Here is a 25,733-nt window from a genome sequence, read left to right on the forward strand (position 1 = left end):
CATATCAAAAACATTTGTTCATTGAAAAAAGTCATCGAAGCGATGACTGTTATTGTGCAGGTTGCTCTATCCCTAGATTTTTAATCAAGAATTTTTGATGATAATTCTCTTCTGGATTCAACGGGAATGTAACGACTTGGCCATTTAATTTAAATTCAACATTCGGTGCACTTCCTATATTAAGGTTTACCACTTTCGCTGTTGATAAATCATATTTTTGAGTTTGGCCTTCCTCTATTGTTCCACTAAAGATATCATTTCCTGCCTCATTTTTAATACCTACATAACTTGCGCCTTTTGTTGTAATTTCTAGTTCTAACGTTTTATTATTATGAATTTCCAAAGTGGATTCCTTACCAGTTGTCCCAATTACTTTGATTTCTTGTTGTCCCGTTTGTTGCGCTGGTTGTTCTTCTTTCTTTGGCTCTTCTTTTTTCGGTTCTTCTTTTTTCGGCTCTTCCGCTTTCACTTCATCTTTCTTCGTATCTAACGGAGAGTTTTCCGCTTTTTTAACTTCAATTTTCTCGCTTTGAGCATTCGGAACTTTCTCATCATCTTTTCCAGTCAACGCTTGGAAAACAAACCAAATTACTACTCCAATTGCAATAACTAACAGCGCAACTAAGATTTTTGGCATATGATCTGCAATTGGCCATGATGAAGACTTTTGCATTGTTTCTTGCGTTTTTTGTCCAGTTGATACTTGTGGAACGTCACGTTTTTCAGATTGCGGTATCGTACTCTGATATTCCACAAGCAGTTCTTCTCCATTTAATCCAACCGCATCTGCGTATTGTTTAATGAATGCACGCGCATAAAAAGCTCCTGGCAATACATCATAATTGCCTTCCTCAATCGCTACTAAATGGCGTTTTTGAATTTTTGTAATCTCATGCAGCTGATCAATAGACAAGCCTTTCGTTCCTCTTGCTTCTTTCAGCTTTTGTCCTAATTCTGTCACTACTAACACCTCAATATTTCTTTAAAAGTCAAACATAGAGAAATTATTTTGCGTACCTTGCTCAATTTCATCTACTAAATTATATTGAATCTCTTCATCATAATCGTTACGCAACTCGATAATATAATCAAAATCATCCAATGTGTATTCTGACTGACTCACAAATACGTCAGGATGTTCCACAACTTTCGTTGCAGGCAATCTCATAATTTCACGAACAAGCTGCCAATGCCTTTCGTTAGCACGCTTTGTTGACACGATTCCATCTAAGATGAAAATATTGTCGTCGCTATACTCATCTTCAATCAATTGACTACGAACAGTTTGCTTAATAAGAGTAGACGATACAAATAACCATCTTTTATTTGCACAAACACTTGCGGCAACAATGGATTCTGTTTTTCCAACACGAGGCATTCCTCGTATACCAATTAGCTTATGGCCTTCTTTTTTCATTATTTCAGCCATAAAGTCTACAAGTAACCCTAATTCATCACGCACAAACCGAAATGTCTTCTTATCATCTGCATCTCGTTGTATGTACCTACCATGTCTAACCGCTAGCTTATCTCTTAGCTTTGGCGGACGATATTTCGTTACCGTTATGTTATCCATCGTATTTAAAATTGATTCAAGTCTAGAGATTTGCTCTTGATTATCACACATAAGGAGTAATCCACGCCTTGCATTATCTACACCATTAATTGTGACAATATTAATGCCGAGCATACCGATTAACGAAGAAACGTCACCAAGCAAGCCAGGTCGGTTTTTATGTATTTCATATTCAAAATACCATTCAATCATCCAAGATCACTCCCCTTGCTTACTTTACACCTACGTACTATATTATATGATTTCACCTTAATAGGGAAGCTAAATGTATAATCTATCCCTTTCAATTATTATACAAAAAAAATAGAGAGGAGAATCTCCTCTCTATTTTTTACTTATGTTGTACAAACTTTACCATTAAGTTTGCGATTGTATGTTGCTCTTGTTCGTCAGCAACTTTCCAAAGCTCAGCTAATAGTTTCTCTTGATCGTTGCGTGCTTCTACTTCATTCGCTAAATAGTCACCAACACGAAATGCCATATCTGATACAGCACCACCATCAAGACCTTTTCCTTGCGCTTGCTCTAAACGTTCTCCTAAAAAGCTCTTCCATTGATCAAAATTATCTAAAACTGACATGTGTAAGCACCTCACTACTTAGTAATAGAATCATGCTTAATTTGTACAGTTTTTCATTTTTTATGTAAGAAATTTTTAACAATGCCAACCGCCGTTCACTCCGATAATTTGTCCCGTTATATAAGATGCACCTGGAGATACAAGAAATGACACTGTTTTTGCTACTTCTTCTGGCAATCCCAGCCTACCTAACGGAATCTCTTCTGCAATTTCATTCTTATCCTCTTCTGAAAATACGTTTAACATTTCCGTTTCAATTGCACCTGGCGCCACCGCGTTCACCCTTATTCCACTTAATGAAACTTCTTTTGCTAAAGCTTTCACATATGAATTTTGCGCACCTTTTACCATCGAGTAAAGCACTTCACATGATGCACCAATTTGTCCCCATATAGACGAAACAAGTACAATATTACCGCTTCTCCGCTGAATCATTGAAGGCAGTGCCATTGATAATAATTTATAGATACTCTTCACTTGAAGTTCTACCATATCATTCAATTCATCGTTCGTTACATCTGTTACGAGTCCAAATATACTCTTCCCAGCTGCATATACGATAACATCAAGAGGATGTTCAATTTGTTTCCACAATTGCTCTGCCCCATCAGTAGAAGCTAAATTCGCTTGAACAGGAATTACTTCATCCCATTCTTTCTGTAACTCATTCACTTTCTCTTCACTGTTATTATAATGAACATATACTGTATATCCATCTTGAATTAATTGTTTCGAAATAGCAGAGCCAATCCCTCCGCTTCCTCCAGTTACTAATGCATACTTTTTCATACTATTCCTCTCTTATCTCAAAAAATCTTTTCCCCACAAATAAATAATACCCTCATCTTACAATTTATCAATGATAAGATGAGGGTATTATTGTGAAACCTTTTATTTTTTCGGTAAAACTTGACAAACGCTCATTTTTTCTTCTGATAATAATAATTTTGCTACTTCTTGTAAATCTTGAACCGTTAAACTTTCTAATACAGTCAATGCATCAAACAGACTCGACTCATTAAACGCATATCGTGTAAATTGATTTGCAATATATTCTGGTGAATTCAAGGAGCGTAAAAAGCCACCTATTTTCTTTTTCTTTACTCGTTCTAATGCCGCCTCATCTAATTGATCATAATTTGTGTTTAATAAAATACCTTTCAAACGCTCTTCCAGTTCATCAGGTTGCTTCGTATCGCCGCCAACCATTGCAAAACCGAAGTTATTCTCTTCCGTATAATCATACGAGAACGAATCATCAATGAGTCCTTCATTATATAAAGATTCGTAATGAACAGAACTTTTCCCAAATAAATAATCTAAAAGTAACGTAAGCGCAATTTCTTGTTTTAAAAGGGCTTCTCCTTTTTCTTTTAAGTTTGTCGCTTTAATACCAACTAAACATTTCGGTGTTTGTACAGGCATTGAAATAATTTTCTTCTTTTCATTTACCTCATCTGGTTCTTCTTCGAATGAACGTACTATTTCCGGTTGATTTTTATAATCTTTTTTCGCTTGATTTTCACGTATCAAATCCATCGTTTTCTCTGGATCGATTGCACCTACAACAAACATTAACATATTACTTGGATGATAAAACGTTTCATAACATTCATATAGTAGGTCTTTCGTAATTTTACTAATAGACTCGATTGTACCCGCAATATCAATTTTAATCGGGTGCTTTACAAACAAGCTATCAATTAACCCAAAATATAAGCGCCAATCTGGATTATCTTGATACATTTGAATTTCTTGCCCAATGATACCCTTCTCTTTTTCAACTGTTTTTTCAGAAAAGTAAGGCTCTTGTACGAAATTTAACAATGTATTTAAATTTTGTTCTACATTTGATGTACATGAAAAAAGGTAAGCTGTTCTTGTGAATGATGTGAAAGCATTTGCCGATGCCCCTTGTTTACTAAACAATTGGAACGCATCGTGATCTTCTTTTTCAAATAATTTATGCTCAAGAAAATGAGCAATCCCATCCGGCACACGAATCATCTCTTCTTTACCTAGTGGTACGAATGTATTATCCACAGAACCATATTTTGTCGTAAACGTTGCAAATGTTTTATTAAATCCTTGCTTCGGTAAAATATATACATCTAATCCATTAGGAAGTTTTTCATAATAGAGTGTCTCTTTTAATTGCTCATAAACAATTTTCTCCATTTATTCTCCCTCCGTTCCTTGTAAAAAGTAAATTGTATCTAGTTCAATATTTTTAGCAACTTTCACAATCTCTTCTTTCGTCACACTTTCAATACCTGTAAGCCATTCTTCAACCGGACGCGTACGATCTGAAATAATACCATGATACAGCATTTCCACAAATCCGCGCGGTGTATCAATCGCTTCTAATATTTGATTTCGAATGACACTTTTCGTTTGATGCATCTCCTCTTCAGAAAAATCACCATTTTGCATTGCAAGCATTTGCTCTTTAATAATCTCAACCGCTTTTTCATAATTTTTCGCTTCGATTCCTGACATGACAAATAATAAACCTTTATGACTTTCAAAGCGAGATGCTGCGTAGTACGCTAAACTATTTTTTTCACGAACGTTAACGAATAACTTCGAATGAGAAAATCCTCCAAACAATCCATTGAACAATTGCAGTGCAAAATAATCTTCATCTTTATACGTAATAAACGTACGATAACCGATGTGTAATTTACTTTGTTTTAATTCTTGTTTTTCCACAACTTCTTTTTCTTCATTATTTCTCTTATGAAGAAGTACATTTCTTTCTCTCGCAGGACGCGCTGAAATAGAAAAATACTTACTTACAAGATCCACTGCGTTTTCTGAAATATCACCAATAATGTATAGATCCATTTCATCCTCTGCTAACACTTTTTGATAATATTGATACAAACTTTCATTTGTAATAGAAGAAACACTCTCTTTTTTCCCATTTGCGCTTAAACGATACGGTTCTACTTTGCACATTTCTTCAATTAAACGCTCGTTTGCATAACGCATTTTATCATCATAAGTCGCTTCAATTCGTTGCAAGAGCGCTCTCTTTTCACTTTCCACGATAGAAGGTAGAAAACCATTCCCCTCTGTCGCTGGATGCAAAACGATATCAGATAACATAGAAAGCGCTTTTTCAAATAACGGTGGTGCATCATGTAAATATACTTCATTTGCAATGTCTACATAAATAGAGATAATATGGTCTTCTCCTTTTTTACTTACATCTACTGCCAAAGAAGATCCATATAATTCTTCTAAATATTGACGAAGACGAATTACAGAAGGAAGCTTTTCTGTCGCACTTTGCAATACGTATGGCAATAGGGCACGCTCTGTCACCGTCTCCTCATTTAAAGGTGCTTTCAAACGAAATACAAATGTATTTGTTTTATATTTATCAGTTGGAATAATATGTACTCGTAAACCACCTAGCTCATGTAACTGTTGTTCCATCAGTTTCATTTATAGCCCTCCTTTACGTATATAGGAATATTCCTCTTCAATATACAGTTTTTAGAAATAAAAAATCAACTTTTCTTCCTCACTATACTTACATTAGGCCCTTTCTAAAAACTGTAATATGTAAGGAACATAGTAAAATTCCGTATTAAATATAGTCTATGTAAAAAAGCCCGCACTAATGTGCGAGCTTTTTTTATACTTATCGTTTTCCTTTTTCATAAGGAGTTCCTAATGCTTTCGGAGCTTCAGAACGACCTACAAAACCAACAAGCGCTAATATTGTGAATACATACGGTAATATCGTTAAGAATACACTTGGAATTTCTTTTAGTACTGGAATTGTACCACCTGTTATTCCTAATGATTGAGCAAATCCGAAGAACAGAGCCGCTCCAAGAGCACCGAGTGGATTCCATTTACCGAAAATCATTGCTGCTAACGCTAAGAAACCTTGTCCAGTAATTGTAGCACCTGAGAAGTTACCAGAAATCGACATAGCGAAGACCGCTCCACCAACTCCTGCAAACATTCCAGATATAGCAACTGCAATATAACGCATTTTATATACGTTAATCCCCATCGTATCCGCTGCCATTGGATGCTCACCAACCGCACGAAGACGAAGACCGAACGGCGTTTTATAAATGATATACCAAACGACAAACGCTAAAATAATAGCAATATATGATGTTAACGGTACATTAGAGAAAAAGATTTTTCCGATTACCGGAATATCCGAAAGACCCGGAACATCGATTTTTTCAATGCGGTATTGAATGAAATCAGTTTGTCCTTTGCCAAAGATTTTCTTAATCGCAAATACTGTTAAACCAAGTGCTAAGAAGTTAATTGCTACTCCGCTTACTACTTGATCTGCACGGAATGTAATGGATGCTACTGCGTGAAGAAGTGCAAACAATCCACTACCAATTGCTGCAAATAATAATGCAATCCAAGGAGTCATCGATCCCCACGTATCACCCATTAATAACGTTGTAACAATACCAATAAATGCACCAAATAACATTAAACCTTCTAACGCTATATTTACAACTCCAGAACGTTCACTGAACACTCCACCTAACGCCGTAAAAATAAGTGGCGCTGCCGTATATAACGTACCCGTCACAAGAATGGCTAAAATATCTAAAAAGCTCATTTATTTCCCCTCCTTGCTCATGCGTGTAAGTGCCCAGCGTAAAACATAACTGCACGCTACAAAGAAAATAATACATGCAATAATAACGTTAATTAACTCCGAAGGTACATCTGCTTCGAAATTCATTTGTGGTGCTGCACTTTTCAAACCACCAAACAGTAAAGCTGCTAATAGTATACCAAATGGATTATTTCCGCCTAAAAGTGCTACCGCAATCCCATCAAATCCAATACCAGTAAACGAAGACATTGCTGTCATACTTTGGAATGTCCCTAATCCTTCCATAGCTCCACCAATTCCTGCAAAAGCACCAGCAATTGTCATTGATAATACAACATTACGCGATACTTTCATTCCTGCGTATTGAGAGGCATTTTGGTTAAAACCAACCGATTTTAATTCATACCCTAACGTTGTTCTATCTAATAAGAACCACATTACAATCGCAATGATAATAGCCACAACAATTCCCCAGTGTAAACGAGATCCATCTGTCAATGAAGATAACCAATCAGAAGCTAACGAAGCACTTGCTTGTACGTCATAAGATTTTTCATTACCTTCGTGGATAAAACGTTTAATAAGATCATAGGTAACATAAAGTGCAATGTAGTTCATCATAATTGTAACAATTACTTCATTTACTTTAAGTTTCCCTTTTAAATATCCAGGTATAAAACCCCATAAACCGCCGACAATTGCTGCCACTAAAATAGATAACGGAATATGCAAAATTGCTGGTAACGACACTGCATATCCAAACCAAACAGCAGCAAGCCACCCAACTAATAATTGTCCTTCCACTCCAATATTGAAAAGACCTGTACGAAATGCAAATGCTACTGAAAGACCAGCTAATACAAGCGGAATCATTGTACGCAACGTCTCACCGATAGCTTGTGGATTGCCAACCATCCCTTCCCAAAGCGCGGCATATCCAACAATTGGATCATATCCACTAACTAACATTACAATGGCACCAACAAGTAAACCGAAAACTACGGATAACACAGGTACTAAAATATTAATTGTTCGTTCTGTTAAAAATTTTTTAGCCATTTGTGTTCACCTTCTCTTTCCCTGTCCCGCCGGCCATTAATAATCCAAGCTGTTGTTCATTTGTTTCTTTCGCATCGACAATCGCTACAATTTTCCCTTCATATATAACAGCCACTCGATCGCTTACATTTAAAATTTCATCCAGCTCTAAAGATAAAAGTAATACTGCCTTACCATTATCTCTCTGCTCAATTAATTTTTTATGAATAAATTCAATCGCACCTACATCTAAACCACGTGTTGGCTGTGCTGCAATTAATAAATCTGGATTACGATCTACCTCACGTGCAATAATTGCCTTTTGTTGGTTTCCACCAGATAGAGCGCGAGCTAACGTTTGTTCACTAGGTGTACGTACATCAAACTGTTCAATAAGTGCTTTCGCTTTTTCTGTAATTTTACTAAAATTTAAAATCCCTTTCTTTGAAAATGGATTTTTATAGTATGTTTGTAAAACAATATTGTCCCGAACAGAAAAATCGAGAACAAGTCCGTGTTTATGACGGTCTTCAGGAATATGACCAATCCCCTCTTCTGTTATTCTTCGAACAGGCCAATTCGTTATTTCTTTTCCTTTAATTGCAATAGAACCTGACTCAACTTTTCGTAAACCAGTAATCGCCTCTATTAATTCACTTTGACCATTTCCATCAATCCCTGCAATCCCAACGATTTCTCCTGCACGAACAGTTAAGTCAAGGCCTTTTACAGCAGGTAACTTGCGCGTATCATGAACAATTAGGTTTGCAATAGATAGTACTTCTTCCATTGGTTTAGCTTCTATTTTTTCTGTTTTAAAATTCACTTGACGTCCGACCATTAACTCTGCAAGTTTATGCTCATCCGTTTCCGCTACATCAACAGTACCAATCCCCTTACCTTTACGAATAATTGTACAACGATCGCAAACTTCCATAATTTCTTTCAACTTATGTGTAATAAGGATAATAGATTTCCCCTCTTGCACAAGCTTTTTCATAATTTGAATCAACTCATGAATTTCTTGAGGAGTTAACACCGCGGTTGGCTCATCAAATATTAAAATCTCAGCACCACGATAAAGAGTCTTTAATATTTCAACCCTTTGCTGCATCCCAACAGAAATATCTTCAATTTTCGCATGTGGATCAACAGCCAAACCATACTGTTCAGATAATTGCTTAATTTCTTTTGCCGCCTCTTCAACAGCAATTTTCCCGTTTTTCTTCGGCTCATTTCCAAGAATAATATTCTCTGTAACTGTAAAATTATGAACAAGCATAAAATGCTGATGGACCATCCCAATACCAAGGTCATTTGCTATATTCGGATTTGTAATTTTTACAGGTTTTCCTTTAATTTTAATTTCACCTTGTTCTGGTTGGTACAAACCAAATAGTACATTCATCAATGTGGATTTCCCTGCACCATTTTCTCCAAGTAAAGCATGTATTTCTCCCTGTTTTACTTGCAGCGTAATATCATCATTCGCTACAATGCCTGGGAATACTTTTGTAATATTGTTCATCTCAATTACGTATTCCATTTTGTTCCTCCTTTTAGCAGGGAACACTCCCTAATTACACTCTATTAAAAGTATTTATATATATGCAAAGGTTAGTTCTACGAACTAACCTTTGCTATTTCTCTATTATTATTTCTTTAGAGAAGCTTCATATGTTTTATATTCTTCGTCAGTTGCAGGGACTTTAATTTCACCGTCAGTGATTTTCTTCTCAAACTCTTCTACTTTTGTTAAGATTTCTGGATTTACTTTTTTCACATTGTCAGTAGTTTTCGCAATACCAACACCGTCATCTTTTAATCCGAATTCTTCTACTTTACCGCCTTTTAATTTACCATCTTTCGCTTCTTGTGCTACTTTTGCTACTGCAATATCAACACGTTTTACCATTGATGTTAAAGTTACGTTTTCAGGCATACCTTCTTGATTTTGGTCACGGTCAACACCGATTACCCAAACGTTTTCACCTTTTTTCTTACGGTTTTTCGCTTCTGTGAATACACCGTTACCAGTTGCACCTGAAGCATGGTAAATTACGTCAACTCCACCACCGTACATTGCTGAAGCTAATACAGAGCCTTTTTCTGGTTTATCAAACGCATCAGCATATTGTGATACGATTTCGATATTTGGATTTACTGCTTTTGCACCAGCTTTAAAGCCTGATTCAAATTTTGTAATTAATGGGCTTTTTACACCACCAACAAACCCAACTTTATTTGATTTTGTCGTCATCGCTGCTACAGCACCAACTAGGAATGAACCTTCATGGTCTTTAAATGTAATACTTGTTACGTTCGGCTTCTCTACAACTGTATCTACAATCGCAAATTGCTCTTTTGGATATTGTTCAGCTACCTTTGCAATTGATTTTTCCATTAAGTAACCAATACCAAATGTTGTGTTATAATGATCTTTCGCAAATTTCGTTAAATTCGGGATATAATCCGCATCTTTACTAGATTGAAGATAACGATATCCTTCATTTTTCTTTAAGTCATTGTCTTTACCGAACTTCGTTAAACCTTCCCAAGCTGATTGGTTAAATGATTTGTCATCAACGCCCCCAACATCTGTAACCATACCAACCTTAAACTCTTTTTTGTCGCTACTCGCTTTATCCGAGTTACCACATGCACCTAACACCGCACTTGCTGCTAATGTTAATGATAATAAAAGACCTGTTTTTTTCTTCATACTAGAAACCCCTCCTGAAATGATTTGTCTATTTTTTTATACGCCGCTGTCCCTAACTTCTTGCTGTCACCTCCCTAAAAAGGAACTCACCTACATACGTTTTCTTAATACGTGGAAGCTAAACTTGTCAGCTCTAAAGTAATTGATAGAATATAAGATTGGCTCATCATTTTGATCATAGTGCATTTGTTTTAACACTAGCAGTGCCGTTTCCGGTTCACATTCCAAAATCGGTGAGATTTTCGGATGATAGCCAATCGGCTCAATGTGAGCAACTGCGTATGTGATACGTTTGTGCGTATTGTTATGTATCACTGTAAGCAATGATTCTTCGTTGTATCCCGATAAATCTGGCAATATCTCTTTTGCAAGTTTATCGATACAATATACAACAGGTTCCCCATCTGCTGTACGCACACGCTCAATCATCACTGCATTAAAACCATCTTCACTATTAAACTTCTCTTTTTCTTCTTCTGTTAAACTTGTTGTAGATGATGATAAAAAGATAGTTCCTGGTGTTTTCCCCACACTAGAAATCATATCTGTAATACTAGAAAGTTGTTCAATCCCAGAAGAAAATAACGGCTTTGCATTTACAAATGTTCCTACACCATGTCTGCGAATGACAACATTTTCTTCTTCTAAAATACGCAGCGCTTCCCTTAAAGTCGCTCTACTTACGCCAAGTTCTTTCGCTAAATCAAACTCTGATGGTAACTTTTGTCTTTCTTTGTAAGCCCCATCTTTAATTTTTTCTTTGATGTGATCAATCACCCGTAAATATAGGTGACGACTATCGGATTTTACTGACATAAGACTCCCCCGCATTTCAATTATTCGACCTCTGATGTAAGACTTCTTTTCTCTTTTTTCAACTTACAACATAATAAAAATTGCTAAATACTAAAAACAGGCATAATTGTCGAATAAATATTAATAATTTTTTAAGATGAAATTTTCACTCTTTACTGCATAAAAAAAACTTTGCACCACAAACATTCCTCATAGCGAGAAAAAGTTCGGCACAAAGATCTCTTACATCCTTTGTTACACACTTTTCCCCTCATAGTCTAGCAATTCATGGTTGCCAGGTAGAAACTTATGGACCTTATCTCCAAGATTATATGAGGCAGTGATTCTTTTCGAAGTAATCTTACCACTTGCTCCCATACGTGTCAACAAAATTTAACAATTTTCCACATTAAATATCGAACGTTCACAAAAAACCACACCAAAGTATTCGTATTCTAAAGAATCGCCTTAAATGTAAGCCCTTTCTTTATTGCTGAATATAGTATATAACAAAACCAGCATATAAAAAAGCCTAATTGTAAAAACAATTAGGCTTTTTTTATGAACTTTTTTCTTGTACATCATTAATGAGCACTTCACGTGGTTTACTACCTTCATACGGACCTACTACACCATTCATTTCCATTGCATCAATTAAACGGGCAGCACGTGTATAACCAACTCTAAACCTACGTTGCAACATAGAAACCGATGCTGTTTGCATTTCCACTACGAGCTGAACTGCTTCATCATATAATTCATCTTCTACTTCCTGCTTCGTATCAGGAACATCTTGCGGAATCATATCTTCTTGATATTGCGCTTTTTGTTGACCAATAACATATTCTACAACTCTCTCAACTTCATCATCTGATAAAAACGCACCTTGTACACGTACGGGCTTCGATGCACCAATTGGTATAAATAGCATATCTCCACGACCTAGCAGTTTCTCTGCACCACCGCCGTCAAGAATTGTACGAGAGTCTGTTTGAGAAGATACAGCGAATGCAATACGTGATGGAATATTTGCTTTAATAACTCCCGTAATGACATCAACTGACGGACGCTGCGTTGCAATAATTAAATGAATACCGGCAGCACGAGCCATTTGCGCTAGACGCATAATCGCATCCTCTACATCCGATGAAGCAACCATCATTAAATCTGCTAACTCGTCCACAATTACGACAATATAAGGTAATTCGGGTTGTTTCGCTTCTGATTGATTATTATGCTCTTTTATATAGTCATTATATCCTTCAATATTTCGCGTGCCACTATGAGCAAATAATTCATAACGGCGCTCCATTTCACTCACAACTTTTTTCAATGCTTGCGATGCCTTTTTCGGATCCGTTACAACTGGTGTTAACAAATGAGGCACACCGTTATATACATTTAACTCTACCATTTTCGGATCAATCATCATTAATTTTACTTCATGTGGTTTTGCACGCATTAAAATACTAACAATAATACCGTTAATACATACACTTTTCCCGCTACCTGTCGCACCTGCCACTAGCAAATGGGGCATTTTATTTAAACGGGCTAATACAGCTTCACCTGTAATATCTCGTCCAAGACCTATTAACAACTTCTCTTCCGGATGATTGTTAGCTTTAGAATCAAGAACTTCTCTAAGCGTTACCATAGAGACTTCTGAGTTCGGAACTTCAATTCCTACAGCTGATTTCCCGGGAATAGGCGCTTCAATACGAATGTCTTTCGCCGCTAACGCAAGTGCTAAATCATCACTTAAACCGACGATTTTGCTTACCTTTACTCCCATATCAGGATACACTTCATATTTTGTAACTGCAGGACCTCTATGTACTTTTGTTACTTTCGCTTTCACTCCAAAACTTTGGAAAGTACGTTCTAATTTACGAGCATTCTCATAAATTTCCGCATTTTCATTTGTAACTTGCTTATTCTTTGGAAATTTCAATATATCAAGCGCAGGAAGCTTGTAATCTTTATTTTCTACATTTGAAAATTGCATAGGAGGTGCTTGTGTTTCCCCCTCTAGCGATTCAACGATTTTTTCTCCACGCTTTTTCTTCGGCTCTTCAACTGGTGGAGCCTCTTCAATAAACGGTGAAGTGACTAACTCTTCTTCCTCTACTTCAATTCGTTTATCCTCTTCTTCATTTACAGGATAATTCTCAGTGAAATTCGAAATAATCGGAGGATCAATTGAGATTTCTTCCATCGGCTCAATAATTTCTTCATGTTCTGCAGCGCGTTTGCTCCTTGTGCTTCTTGTTGTTTTTTTCTTTTCTGTTTGTTCAGCCGTTCTTTTGGCTCTCCAATCTTTATAGTCCCCTTGCATCACTTGAAATTGACTTCTAAGAATTCTGCCAACTGGAGCTAACACTTCTCCAATATGCTTATTTGTTATACAAAGTATACCGAGAATAACTAAAATAATACCAATAATATAAGCTCCTACTTCGTCAAATAAGAAGTAACAAGTCGCGAACATAAGTGCACCAAACATGCCACCACCTAAATGAACGCTATCTGGCCCTTTTTTCATTTCAAGAAAGAAATTATCTTTCGTACTTACAATAACAGAAGTATTTTGCACTGCTCCATCTTTCGTAAGAAGGTTAAATAATGTAATATGACTAAACATTAATATCGCCAATACTATTAAATAAAAACCGATTAACCGTTTATTTAAAAGGTTCGGCCATCCACGTTTTATAACGAATGAAACGGATAAAGCTATTACACCTAACACACCAATTATGTACCACTCACCAAAGAAGAAGCGAAAAAATAACACAAACGATTTTCCTACAACGCCTAGCTGTAAAATCGTAATGATTGAAAGTGCAAAAAGAGTTAAACCGACGATTTCATAATACAAAGTTGGCTTTATCGTACGTCTTGTCTTTGCCTTCGTCCCTCTTTGCTTTTGTTTTGCCATTTCTTCACCTCGTGATCTACATATAAGTAAAACTTCCTAAAAAACTCTGCTTATATGTTTGTTTTCTCTATTTTTTCAGGTCTTTATATCTTCTATTTTTACACTTCTTGTAAAATGTTAAATAAACAGAAGAAAGCAGCCCTCTCATGGCTGCTCAACCGTCTTGTTTTTTATATTATACCATAGCTTCTAAACAAAATCCTTCTTTTTGCTAAAAGGTTATTTTCTGTCCCGGCTCAAACTCTAAGTAGTGAAGCGGATCCGTACTTAACACGCGTACAATAGAATAATACCCATGTTCTTCTTCTGAAACCATTAATTCAACACCATTTATATTTACGACTTTTTGACTTTCACATTGCGAATAATCGGCTGGATACACGAGTTGCTCTGGCATAATTGTATATAAAATCATTGTAACATTGTCCCTTCTGCATGATCATCCGCGCGACCATCTATTAATTCGTTTAATTTTCGAATCGCATTTCCGATACCACCGACATCATCTATAAGACCATACTTCACTGCATCTCCACCAATTACATTCGTACCAATATCTCGCGTCAAATTCCCTTTCGCAAACATAAGCTCTTTAAAACGATCTTCCGTTACTTTCGAATGCTTCGTCACAAAGCGAATGACTCTTTCTTGCATTTTATCTAAATACTCAAATGTTTGTGGCACACCTATAACAAGACCTGTTAGACGAATCGGATGAATTGTCATCGTCGCAGTTTCTGCAATAAATGAATAGTCTGTAGAAACGGCAATCGGTACACCGATAGAATGCCCTCCGCCTAAAACTAAAGATACTGTCGGTTTTGAAAGTGAAGCGACCATCTCAGAAATTGCTAGCCCAGCTTCAACGTCACCTCCAACTGTATTTAACACTAAAAGCAAGCCTTCAATTTTCGGATTTTGTTCAATCGCAACAATTTGCGGAATAATATGCTCATATTTCGTTGTTTTATTTTGCGGTGGCAACTGAACATGACCTTCCACCTGTCCAACAATTGTTAAACAATGAATACGTGATTCATTCATTTGCGGTACATTCGTTTGTCCAAGCTGCTGAATTTTTTCCACTATTGAAGCTTCTTTTCCAGTTTCTTTCGGCTCAGCCTCTTTCTCTTCATTTGTATAACGATCACGTTCTGTCATATCGCATCCCCTTTCACTCGTATATAACTAGTATTTCTTAAGTTATAAATTTCATTCGATAGAGTGAAAAAAGAAAAAAGATCACCCATAAAGGTGATCTTTTTTATACTTCCATAATAATCGGTAAAATCATAGGTTTTCTCTTCGTCTCTTCGTACAAGAACTGTCCTAATAATTCACGAATATTTTGTTTTAACATAGACCATTCAATTGAATATTCTTTAATTGATTGCTCAACAATCATACGTACAATCTCTGTAGAACGGTCAATTAACGCTTCTGATTCACGTACATATACAAATCCACGTGAAATGATTTCTGGACCAGAGATAATTTTCTTTTCATCTTTACCCAGTGTTACAACAACTACTAATATTCCATCTTGAGATAACATTTTTCTATCTCGAAGAACGATATTACCAACATCACCTACACCTAATCCATCAATTAACACATTGCCAGCTTGCACTTTGCCAACTAAGTTCGCTTCATCGTCACCAAAACCAATTACATCGCCTTTTTCTACAATAAAGATATTTTCTCTTGCAATACCTACATCTTCAGCTAAGTATGCATGTGCTTTTTGCATACGGAACTCACCATGTACGGGTACAAAATATTTCGGTTTCATTAAATTTAACATTAATTTTAATTCTTCTTGGCTACCGTGACCTGAAACGTGAACTTTTCTTTCACCGTAATAAACAACTTCAGCTCCCGCTCTAAATAACAAATCAATAATTTTCGATACAGATATTTCATTACCTGGAATTGGAGATGCCGCGATAATAACCGTATCACCTTTACGAATTGAAATTTGTTTATGAGCTTGCTTTGCCATTCTAGAAAGGGCTGCCATCGGTTCACCTTGGCTACCTGTCGTTAAAATAGCTACCTTTTTCTCTGGGAAATTGTCTACTTCTTGTAGTGAAATAACCATACCTTCTGGAACATCTAAATAACCAAGACGTCTTGCGATATCTACCACTTTCACCATACTACGCCCTACAACCGCTACTTTTCGTCCTGTTTCAGCAGCTGCATCAAATACTTGTTGAATACGATGTACATTCGATGCAAATGAAGCAACGATAATACGTCCTTCTGCGCCGTAGAACACTTTAGAAATTTCTACACCAACTTCTTTTTCAGAACCTGTATAGCCTGGACGCTCAGCATTTGTACTATCAGATAATAAGCATAGAACGCCTTCATTTCCGATTTGAGCCATTTTCCCAAGGTCTGCTCCACTATTTCCAATTGGAGTTTGATCGAATTTAAAGTCTCCCGTATATACGATTGCACCTTTTGATGTATGGAAACAAACACCAACAGAATCTGGAATACTATGTGTTGTTCCAAAGAACGACACCGTTGTAGTATTAAACTCTACTGTTGAATTTGAATCGATTGTTTTTAAATCTACACGGCCTAACATACCCGCTTCGCCAAGTTTTTCTTGTATAAGTCCTACCGTTAATTTCGTTGCATACACTGGAATTGATAATTTACGAAGTACGTAAACAATGCCACCAATATGATCTTCATGACCGTGAGTAATAAATAAACCTTTTACTCGCTCTTGGTTTTCTACTAAATATGTAATATCAGGAATAACGATATCAATTCCAAACATTTCATCTCCTGGGAACATTAACCCTGCATCTACAATAAAGATTTCAGAATCAATTTCAACACAGTACATGTTTTTCCCGATTTCACCTACTCCACCAAGAGCAAATACTTTAACAGACTCATTCTCTTTTCTCTTCATGTTGTTGCCTGGTTTAAAAATCTTTCAAACACTGATTTCACTAAAATTGCAGAGACACCAGGGGAAACTCTACAACCACCATATATTCACCGTCCAAGACGAATGTCCTTACCGTTATGCGATATCATGTCCTTGTTTATTTTTTAAACCAGGTTTCACCTCTCTTTCATTATATAAATCAAATATCTTATTCGATATGATATGAAAATGTAATCAAATTATAATTTTTACCAATTTTGCTAAGCATACCCGTACTAAGCTACTTAGCCATATTATACCTGATACAAGAAATAGAACACAAGTTAAATCGTGCGAAAGAAAAAGGAAAAGAACGCATTCCCAACAAACTTATCGAACTGATGTCCTTTATATTTACTCCGATTTCGTACCCCATATCGTTTTGAAGAAATAGCTATAAATACTCTAAATTCATTTCATAATATAGATTTTCAAGACTTATTTTTCTAGAATTGAACAAAAAACTTATAAAATGAAGTTTTTTTATGAATTACGTCATATTTGAAGCAATTTATCCGAAAAATAGAATTGGTATTTTAATACGTTTATACAAGTGTTCATTCTATAATAACTATGACTTTTTAATTCTTTTAAAGGGTTACGATTATTTTCTTTTACATATTGCAATATATAATGAAAAACCAGTTAATGACCTTATAAAAACATATATAGGTAAGATAAGAAAAGAGAGGAAAAGACTTTCATACAAATAAAAAATGACCTAGTTCTACACTAGGTCATTTTTATTAACGAGGGATAGATTGCATAACAGATTGTAACGTTACTCTTTCTTCTTCTGTTAACGGAAGAAGTGGTAAACGTACAGAACCTACATCTAATCCAACCATTTGTAATGCTGTTTTTACTGGTGTTGGGCTTGGCGCCATAAATAATGAATCCGTTACTCTTACAAGTAATTGATGTAATTTTTGCGCCTTCTTAAATTCACCTGCTTGGAACGCTGCAATCATTTCTTGCATTTCATTTCCGATAACATGAGATGCTACAGAAACGATACCTTTCGCTCCAACTGCCATAGCTGGTAACGTTAAACCGTCATCACCGCTGTATACTGCAAAGTCGTCCGCTGTTTTTTCAATGATTTCTGTCATTGTTAACACATCGCCGCCTGCATCTTTAATCGCAACAATGTTTTCTATTTCTGATAAACGAACAACTGTATCAACGGAGATTTGTACAATAGATCGTCCCGGAACGTTATATAGCATAACCGGAAGTGGCGTGCTTTCAGCAATTGCTTTAAAGTGCTGATACATTCCTTCTTGACTCGGTTTGTTATAATACGGTGCTACTAGCATTACTGCATCAACACCAACCTCTGTTGCTTTTTTCGTTAAGTCAATAGAAGCATGCGTATTATTGCTACCTGTTCCAGCGATTACGGGCACCCTTTTATCGACAACAGATACGACATGGCGATATAACGCTACTTTTTCTTCTGAAGTTAATGTAGGAGATTCTCCTGTCGTTCCTCCTACCACGATTGCTGTTGTACCGTTATCAATTAAATAATTTACCAATTTCGTTGTCTTTGCAAAATCGATATTGCCGTTTATATCAAACGGTGTTACCATCGCGGTTGCAATTGTCCCAAAATCTATCATGGTCTCACTCCTTATTGTTCCAGTTGCTTTTCTTTTGAAAGCTCAAACGCACTATGTAATGCATTTACAGCCTCCACTAAATCAGTTTCTTTTACAAGAACCCAAATTGTCGTATGGCTATCTGCTGATTGCAGAATTTGAATACCTTTTTCAGCTAAAGCTGTAACGATTTTCGCAGTAACCCCTGGGTATCCTGCCATTCCAGCTCCTACAATAGATACTTTCGCACAATGCTCTGTCACAATTGGCTCATACCCAAGGTTTTGTAATAGTTCAACTGCACGATTTGATACATTATCACTCACCGTATAAGCTACCCCAGTAGGTGAAATGTTAATTAAATCGACACTGATTCCTTCATTCGCCATTTCTTTAAACACATGCTGCTGCAAATCATATGCTGTTTCTTTTGCAAGTACTTTAATTTGCGTCACATTTGATACATGTGCAATACCTGTAACAGGACGTTCTTCTACATCACGGCCTTTTGTAGCGCCGTCAGATGCTGAAATAAGCGTACCTTCACTATCAGAGTACGTAGAACGTACACGAAGCGGTACTTTTGCATGCATCGCAATTTCAACTGCACGTGGATGAACGACTTTTGCACCTTGGTATGCCATGTTACAAATTTCGTTATACGTTACAGTTTGAAGGTGACGTGCATCTTTTACAATGCGAGGATCTGCAGTCATCACACCTTCTACATCTGTGAAGATATCGATATATTCAGCATGAAGCGCAACACCTAAAGCTGAAGCTGAAGTATCACTACCTCCACGTCCAAGTGTTGTCGTATCACCTTTTTTCGTTTGTCCTTGGAATCCTGTCACAACGATTACATCTACATTTTCTAGCTCTTCGTGTATACGATCACAATTCATTTCAATAATCTTAGCATTTGTAAAATCATCATTTGTTACAAAACCAGCTTGTGCACCATTTAATGCCGCTGCTTTTATACCGTTCTCATTTAACATGTTAGAGAAAACGATTGCTGAGATTAATTCTCCGCATGATAATAATAAATCTTGCTCACGATTAGAAATGTGAGATTCCTCTTGATTTACAAGACTTAACAACGTATCAGTTGCATATGGTTCACCTTTACGACCCATAGCAGATACGACAGTCACTACTTTATAACCCGCATCTAGCGATTTTTTTATATGATGAAGCGCATGCTTACGTCCATTTTCATCACGTACAGATGTGCCACCAAATTTTTGAACAATAATTTTCATATTTTGCACCTTCTCTTAGCCGTTTACACTAATTGTAATTTTACTAAGCGCTCTGCAATTTGAACAGAATTCCATGCAGCGCCTTTTAATAAGTTATCAGATACGACCCAAAGATGGAATCCTTTATCGTTATTTAAATCTTTACGGATTCTTCCAACGAATACTTCGTTTTTACCTACTGCAGTAGCTGGCATTGGATATAATTGCTCTTCTGGGTTATCTTGCAGAACGATACCTTCCGCATTTGCAAGTAAGTTCTTTAATTCCTCTACTGTTACGCCCTCTTTTTCTACTTCAATGTAAACAGACTCAGAGTGACCTGATACAACTGGTAAACGTACACATGTTGCCGCTACTTCTAATTCTGGCATATGCATAATTTTTTTCGTTTCATTAATCATTTTCATTTCTTCAAACGTAAATCCATTATCTTGGAACTTATCAATCTGTGGAATCGCGTTGAAAGCAATCGGGAAATGTTTCTTATCACCTGATACAGGTAAAACATTCGCCTTTACTTCTTCACCATTTAAGATTGCTTGTGATTGTTCATGAAGTTCTTCAATCGCTGCCGCACCAGCACCTGATACAGCTTGATATGTGGAAACGATTACTCGTTTTAAACCATATTGCTGACGAACTGGCTCAAGAGCTACTACCATTTGAATTGTAGAACAGTTTGGATTTGCAATAATACCGTTATGTTCTTTTAAGTCGTTTTCATTTACTTCAGGTACAACAAGTGGCACGTTTTCTGTCATACGGAATGCACTTGTATTATCAACAACAATCGCACCGCGCTTTGCTGCTTCTGGCGCTAATTGTTTTGATACAGATCCACCAGCACTAAATAGTGCGATATCTACTCCTTCAAAACTTTCAGGAGTTGCCTCTTGAACTGTAAATTCTTCGCCTTTAAATACAAGTTTCTTACCTGCAGATCGTTTAGATGAAAGTAACGTTAACTTCCCAATTGGAAATTCTCGTTTCTCTAAAGTATTTAACATTTGTTCACCAACTGCGCCGGTTGCTCCAACTACAGCGACATGAAAAGTTTTTTGCTTTTCCATCACTATGCCCCTTTCTAGATACCAATCCTTCTATAACTTAGAATGAGAAGGAGTATACAATACCCCTTCTAATCTTAATAACGTTAATTTTATCATATTCTACAGTAAGAATGATGGTTTCATCGAAAATTGTCCGTTTTTTTTCGTTTTTTAATTCATATATCTGAATTTTTCTACGACAACCGGTTGCAATTGCTTCCCTTGCAGCGCTTCTAATACTGTATCTTCCAGTAACTCCATGCGAGCTACCATTGAATTTGGTTTTTTCTCTGGTGCATCTTGACCGAATGGGACGAAGTAGATGTTTTTTGTAGCCATTAGGCGCATGAGATTTACCCCATTAAGTCCCAACGCATCATTCGTCGAAACAGCCAATACGACGGGCTTACCATTTCTTAGCGTCGCTTTCGCTGCCATTAATACCGGAGAGTCTGTCATTGCATTAGCAAATTTACTCATAGAATTTCCTGTTAGTGGTGCAATTACCATACAATCTAGTGGAATTTTAGGTCCTAGCGGTTCTGCGCCAACGATTGAATTAATCGCTTTAAAACCTGTTACTTCTTCAATCTTTTTAATCCACTCTGCCCCTTCTCCAAATCTCGTATTTGTTGATTGAACAGTGTAAGAAACAACTGGACGCACTTCAGCTCCCTCAGCAATTAACTTTTCTAAATGAGGCATTACTTCTTCGTACGTACAATGTGAACCAGTAAAACCAAACCCTATTCTTTTCCCTTTTAAATTCATTCCCCATTCTCCTTTCTTGCGATTACATCTTCTGCTAATAACTGAGAAAGAACGTTCGCTAAAATTTGTCCTGCTGTTTTTGGAGCAACAATACCTGGTAATCCAGGTGCTAACAGCGCTTTAACTCCCCTTTTTTCCGCATATCTAAAGTCGGTACCACCTGGTTTAGAAGCTAAATCAATTACTAACGTATGAGCTGGCATTTTTGAAATGACATTCGCTGTCACAACGAGATGAGGAATTGTATTAATGACAATATCGATATCCCCTACTTCTTTCTCAATGTCCTGCATATGAAAAGGAGAAAACATCATTTCTGTAATACGTGCAATATGTTCTGATCGTCTTGCTCCAACTTTGACATGGGCTCCTAATGATTGAAATGCTCTGGCAACGCTCATCCCTGTTCTACCAAATCCTAAAACCATTACATTAGAACCATGAATTGTATAGTCGGTATGTTGAATTACCATCATTAATGTACCTTCTACAGTTGGTATAGAATTGTAGATTGCCACATCATCACGATCAAATAATTTAATTAGTTTACGGTTTGTAGTAGATACGAGATTTTCCAAGTAAGGCGTACCAATACCTGAATATATAGTAAAATGTTCTGGTGTATTTTCAATTTGTTCTTTCGTTATAGAAACTTTTTCATTTGAAAAAATAGTATCTACTTCTCCCTTGGCATTTGTACCTGCAACTGGCAAAATAATTGCATCTACAGAAGTGAAATCTAAATTTTGTATACTTTCTTTTGCTGCCCCTGTGAAGCCATGGTCTAACTGATCAAACCCTATCAATGAAAGTTTCGCATCCAATTCAACGAGCTTGCGAATTACTTCTAGCTGTCTTGCATCTCCTCCTATGACAGCAATATGCATCTCAGTCAACATTCCCTAATTCACCTTCTTTTTCTGTCATTTATAAGAAAAGTGCCTACTTTTTCTTTTTCCTCCACATCATATGTAATGTACGAGTTTTAGGTGATTGAAAAACAAAAAGCACCCATCATGTATCCCCCTATTTGTATGCAGGAAGGCCCCACCTCAAAATTCGGCGTAGGAAAAGACATTATGTTGGATTTTGCTCTGAGTAAAATGAACAAAAAAGATGACCAAAATGGCCATCTTTCACTTCGAATTTGAACGATCTGTAATATCGCAAAGAATCATATCATGACCCACTTTTTTTATTTGACTCCATGCGACTCTTATTTCTTGTGGTTCCTTTTTAAAACCTCCCCATTTCCCAGCAGGTATAATAAGAGCCTGTATTTGTCCATCCTTCTCATCAATCTCTAAATCCACATAGCCTAAAACCCCCATTTTTTCTGCTCTTTCTAAATTAACAATTTCTTTCCCACTTAGTTCACTTAATCGCATACTCTCTCCCCCTACCCAAATTATTCATTTAAGTTATCCATAATTAGTACCTATTCTATATACCCACAAAAAATAACCGTATCTCATTTAAAAGAGATACGGTTATTTTTAAATCATATATGGTAATTACAGTTTTATTCCTTTTGGAAGTTTTCCATCTGGACTAATTAATGCTGCAGAAAATTCATCTGTAAACATGTTACGAATTAACTCATCTACATTTTCTTTTGTTACCGTGTTTACACTTTCAATAATCTCATCAAGTGAACGGTGCTTACGAAGTAGCAATTCATTTTTACCATTACGGCTCATACGACTATTCGTACTTTCTAAACTTAACATTAAGTTTCCTTTTAATTGCTCTTTACTATTCATAAGCTCTCTTTCTGTAATACCTGTATTTTTTAATGTTTCTAATGTTTCTTGCATTGTTTCATACAGTGTATCTAATTGTTGGCTACCTGTTCCACCATACAGCGTTAACATACCTGTATCTTCATAAGAAGAATGGTAAGAGAATACTGAGTAAGCTAACCCGCGTTGCTCACGTACTTCTTGGAATAAACGGCTACTCATACTACCACCTAAAACGTTATTTAATACAATTAAGTTATAAATATCTTCGTGTCCCATTTGTAAGCCTTTATATCCTAAACATAAATGAGCTTGTTCTGTTTCCTTTTTACGTGCTACCTTATTAAAATGGAAAATTGGGCTATGTACTTGTTCACGGTTTGTCGTTCCTTCATAACTACCGAAATATTGCTCTACTGTTTGTAAAAAGGCTTCATCAATATTTCCTGCAATTGATACAACTACATTTTCAGGTGTGTAATGATCCTTAATATATTGACGTAGCGTATCACCTGTAAACGTATTAAGCGTTTCTTCTGTTCCTAAAATAGGGTATCCAAGCGGATGCGTTTCATATGTTGCTTTCGTTAACATATCATGCACAATATCATCTGGAGCATCTTCGTACATTTTAATTTCTTCACATACGACATTCTTCTCTTTTTTCAGTTCTTCTTCATCAAATGTTGAATTAAAGAACATATCTGCTAATACATCTAGAGCATATTTAGCATGCTCATCTAGCACTTTTGCATAGTAACAAGTGTATTCTTTTGAAGTAAAAGCATTCACTTGTCCGCCAATGCTATCAAATGATTCTGCAATTTCACGTGCACTACGTGTTTCTGTTCCTTTAAAGAACATATGCTCTAAAAAGTGAGAAATCCCGTTATTTTTTTCATTTTCATTTCTTGATCCTGCATGGATCCAAATACCAATCGCAACCGATCTTACAGTTGGTATATTCTCCATAACTATTCTTACACCATTTTTACAAGTATATTTTTTAATCAAAAACTTTCCTCCTAATGCCAGTTTCTCTAAATAAGTGCTATTATTTAATGATAACAAGTTTAAGGATGAATGTCATGCAAATGTATTTAATCCACACGTTTTTCATCCAGTAATTCTGTTATATTCCCTACTTTATATCCTTGTTCCTTCAATTTTGTAATCATTGTATCTAATGCTTCTGTTGTGGACGAAGTAGGATGCATTAATACGATAGCACCTGGATGTATTTTTCTCATTACTCTCTGCAATAGTACACCTGGCTCAGGTCGCTTCCAATCAATTGTATCAACAGTCCACATAATCGTTCCCATTTGAAAATCATCTGCAATTTTCACGACTTCATCCCGAAAACTTCCACTCGGCGGTGCAAACCATCTTACCTTTTGATTCGTAGCTGCTTCGATCATTCGATTTGTTTTTTGTAACTGATCTCTTATTTCATCAGACGATAATGTTTTCATATTAGGGTGTGTGTAAGAATGATTTCCAACTTCTTGCTTTGCATCGACAATCATTTTTGCAAATCGTAAATTTTCTTTCACCCAACGTCCTTCTAAAAAGAAGGTCGCCTTCACATCATGTTTTTTCAATATTTCTAATATACGAGGCAAATACTCATTTCCCCATGCCACATTTATTGTTAACCCGACCATCTTTTTATCCGGATGACCTCTATAAATTGGTGCTGGTGATAAATCTTCTAAGTGGACACTCGGTGATACTTCCTTGAATTCAAGATGTTTTTGATCAAACTGCTTTAATTTCTTCATATTGTTATAGGATGCTTCCATATCAACTTGTCTTCCATTATATCCTGGTGTTGCTTTCCATATCTTATCAATCATCGCATTTTGCGGTGCAATCTCATATTGTTTTGCATGCTTTTGAATTTCTTCATATAAGTGATCCTGTGCAAAAACAGAATAAGAACCTGCACTGACATATAAAAAGAATATACATATGTATGCCAATATACGAGTTTTCATATAAACCCTCCCATTAACTATATAAAAAACCATTTTCCTTCTTATCTTTGTTAATTTGAGCGTTATAATGAAAACTATACCTATA

General features: G+C 36.2%; 23 protein-coding genes and 1 riboswitch. All 23 genes read right to left on the reverse strand.

Features of this window, described 5'->3' with window-relative positions; translation table 11 throughout:
- Nucleotides 1-49: 49 nt before the first annotated feature.
- Nucleotides 50-961, reverse strand: coding sequence for a helix-turn-helix domain-containing protein (locus tag MR083_RS06165; protein ID WP_000137481.1), 912 nt, complete (start codon nt 959-961; stop codon nt 50-52).
- Nucleotides 962-982: 21 nt separating this feature from the next.
- Nucleotides 983-1,768 carry a DUF3388 domain-containing protein gene (locus MR083_RS06170; protein WP_000574107.1) on the reverse strand — a complete coding sequence of 262 codons (786 nt, stop codon included), beginning with the start codon at nt 1,766-1,768 and terminating at the stop codon, nt 983-985.
- Between the two features lie 139 nt (nt 1,769-1,907).
- Complete coding sequence (locus MR083_RS06175; protein ID WP_000114454.1) at nt 1,908-2,156, reverse strand: DUF3243 domain-containing protein; 249 nt, start codon at nt 2,154-2,156, stop codon at nt 1,908-1,910.
- Nucleotides 2,157-2,231: 75 nt separating this feature from the next.
- The gene (gene ymfI, locus MR083_RS06180) at nt 2,232-2,945 is read right to left on the reverse strand and encodes an elongation factor P 5-aminopentanone reductase (protein WP_000759611.1); all 714 of its coding nucleotides are present in this window, start codon (nt 2,943-2,945) and stop codon (nt 2,232-2,234) included.
- 102 nt (nt 2,946-3,047) lie between these two features.
- Nucleotides 3,048-4,334 carry an EF-P 5-aminopentanol modification-associated protein YfmH gene (gene yfmH / locus MR083_RS06185; protein ID WP_000411947.1) on the reverse strand — a complete coding sequence of 429 codons (1,287 nt, stop codon included), beginning with the start codon at nt 4,332-4,334 and terminating at the stop codon, nt 3,048-3,050.
- Complete coding sequence (yfmF, locus tag MR083_RS06190; RefSeq protein ID WP_000772435.1) at nt 4,335-5,609, reverse strand: EF-P 5-aminopentanol modification-associated protein YfmF; 1,275 nt, start codon at nt 5,607-5,609, stop codon at nt 4,335-4,337.
- Nucleotides 5,610-5,808: 199 nt separating this feature from the next.
- The gene (locus tag MR083_RS06195; protein ID WP_000008842.1) at nt 5,809-6,768 is read right to left on the reverse strand and encodes an ABC transporter permease; all 960 of its coding nucleotides are present in this window, start codon (nt 6,766-6,768) and stop codon (nt 5,809-5,811) included.
- Nucleotides 6,769-7,827 carry an ABC transporter permease gene (locus tag MR083_RS06200; RefSeq protein WP_001074499.1) on the reverse strand — a complete coding sequence of 353 codons (1,059 nt, stop codon included), beginning with the start codon at nt 7,825-7,827 and terminating at the stop codon, nt 6,769-6,771. It abuts the gene before it with no gap.
- On the reverse strand, nt 7,820-9,352 hold the full coding sequence (locus MR083_RS06205; RefSeq protein ID WP_000456919.1) for an ABC transporter ATP-binding protein: 1,533 nt from the start codon (nt 9,350-9,352) through the stop codon (nt 7,820-7,822). The genes MR083_RS06200 and MR083_RS06205 overlap by 8 nt, the downstream gene beginning before the upstream one ends.
- Nucleotides 9,353-9,460: 108 nt before the next feature.
- Nucleotides 9,461-10,528 carry a BMP family lipoprotein gene (locus MR083_RS06210; RefSeq protein ID WP_000730592.1) on the reverse strand — a complete coding sequence of 356 codons (1,068 nt, stop codon included), beginning with the start codon at nt 10,526-10,528 and terminating at the stop codon, nt 9,461-9,463.
- A gap of 90 nt (nt 10,529-10,618) precedes the next feature.
- Nucleotides 10,619-11,344 carry a GntR family transcriptional regulator gene (locus MR083_RS06215; RefSeq protein WP_000114176.1) on the reverse strand — a complete coding sequence of 242 codons (726 nt, stop codon included), beginning with the start codon at nt 11,342-11,344 and terminating at the stop codon, nt 10,619-10,621.
- Between the two features lie 233 nt (nt 11,345-11,577).
- Nucleotides 11,578-11,679: riboswitch (purine riboswitch) on the reverse strand.
- A 203-nt stretch (nt 11,680-11,882) separates the two neighbouring features.
- Complete coding sequence (locus MR083_RS06220; protein ID WP_001118801.1) at nt 11,883-14,264, reverse strand: DNA translocase FtsK; 2,382 nt, start codon at nt 14,262-14,264, stop codon at nt 11,883-11,885.
- A gap of 211 nt (nt 14,265-14,475) precedes the next feature.
- The gene (locus tag MR083_RS06225) at nt 14,476-14,679 is read right to left on the reverse strand and encodes a YlzJ-like family protein (RefSeq protein WP_000605027.1); all 204 of its coding nucleotides are present in this window, start codon (nt 14,677-14,679) and stop codon (nt 14,476-14,478) included.
- The gene (gene tepA / locus MR083_RS06230) at nt 14,676-15,425 is read right to left on the reverse strand and encodes a translocation-enhancing protein TepA (RefSeq protein ID WP_000139814.1); all 750 of its coding nucleotides are present in this window, start codon (nt 15,423-15,425) and stop codon (nt 14,676-14,678) included. The genes MR083_RS06225 and tepA overlap by 4 nt, the downstream gene beginning before the upstream one ends.
- A gap of 103 nt (nt 15,426-15,528) precedes the next feature.
- Nucleotides 15,529-17,199 (reverse strand): ribonuclease J, encoded by a 1,671-nt coding sequence (locus tag MR083_RS06235; protein WP_000823085.1) that lies wholly within the window; start codon nt 17,197-17,199, stop codon nt 15,529-15,531.
- A gap of 764 nt (nt 17,200-17,963) precedes the next feature.
- Nucleotides 17,964-18,842 (reverse strand): 4-hydroxy-tetrahydrodipicolinate synthase, encoded by an 879-nt coding sequence (dapA, locus tag MR083_RS06240; protein WP_000564761.1) that lies wholly within the window; start codon nt 18,840-18,842, stop codon nt 17,964-17,966.
- Nucleotides 18,843-18,853: 11 nt separating this feature from the next.
- Nucleotides 18,854-20,086 carry an aspartate kinase gene (gene dapG, locus MR083_RS06245; RefSeq protein WP_000692473.1) on the reverse strand — a complete coding sequence of 411 codons (1,233 nt, stop codon included), beginning with the start codon at nt 20,084-20,086 and terminating at the stop codon, nt 18,854-18,856.
- 23 nt (nt 20,087-20,109) lie between these two features.
- On the reverse strand, nt 20,110-21,156 hold the full coding sequence (gene asd / locus MR083_RS06250) for an aspartate-semialdehyde dehydrogenase (protein WP_000414848.1): 1,047 nt from the start codon (nt 21,154-21,156) through the stop codon (nt 20,110-20,112).
- A 150-nt stretch (nt 21,157-21,306) separates the two neighbouring features.
- Entirely contained in the window at nt 21,307-21,906 is a 600-nt protein-coding gene (gene dpaB, locus MR083_RS06255; protein ID WP_001049480.1) for a dipicolinate synthase subunit B, read from the reverse strand.
- A complete protein-coding gene (gene dpaA / locus MR083_RS06260; RefSeq protein ID WP_000954733.1) occupies nt 21,903-22,805 on the reverse strand; it encodes a dipicolinic acid synthetase subunit A in 903 nt (300 codons plus the stop codon). Before dpaA ends, dpaB begins: the two co-directional genes overlap by 4 nt.
- Before the next feature lie 237 nt (nt 22,806-23,042).
- On the reverse strand, nt 23,043-23,294 hold the full coding sequence (locus tag MR083_RS06265) for a YlmC/YmxH family sporulation protein (protein ID WP_001239750.1): 252 nt from the start codon (nt 23,292-23,294) through the stop codon (nt 23,043-23,045).
- A 126-nt stretch (nt 23,295-23,420) separates the two neighbouring features.
- Nucleotides 23,421-24,662 (reverse strand): M16 family metallopeptidase, encoded by a 1,242-nt coding sequence (locus tag MR083_RS06270; RefSeq protein WP_000592997.1) that lies wholly within the window; start codon nt 24,660-24,662, stop codon nt 23,421-23,423.
- Nucleotides 24,663-24,748: 86 nt separating this feature from the next.
- Nucleotides 24,749-25,648 (reverse strand): polysaccharide deacetylase family protein, encoded by a 900-nt coding sequence (locus MR083_RS06275; protein ID WP_000857420.1) that lies wholly within the window; start codon nt 25,646-25,648, stop codon nt 24,749-24,751.
- Nucleotides 25,649-25,733: the final 85 nt, after the last annotated feature.

Source organism: Bacillus cereus group sp. BfR-BA-01408, assembly GCF_022663305.1.
Taxonomy (GTDB): Bacteria; Bacillota; Bacilli; order Bacillales; family Bacillaceae_G; genus Bacillus_A; species Bacillus_A pacificus.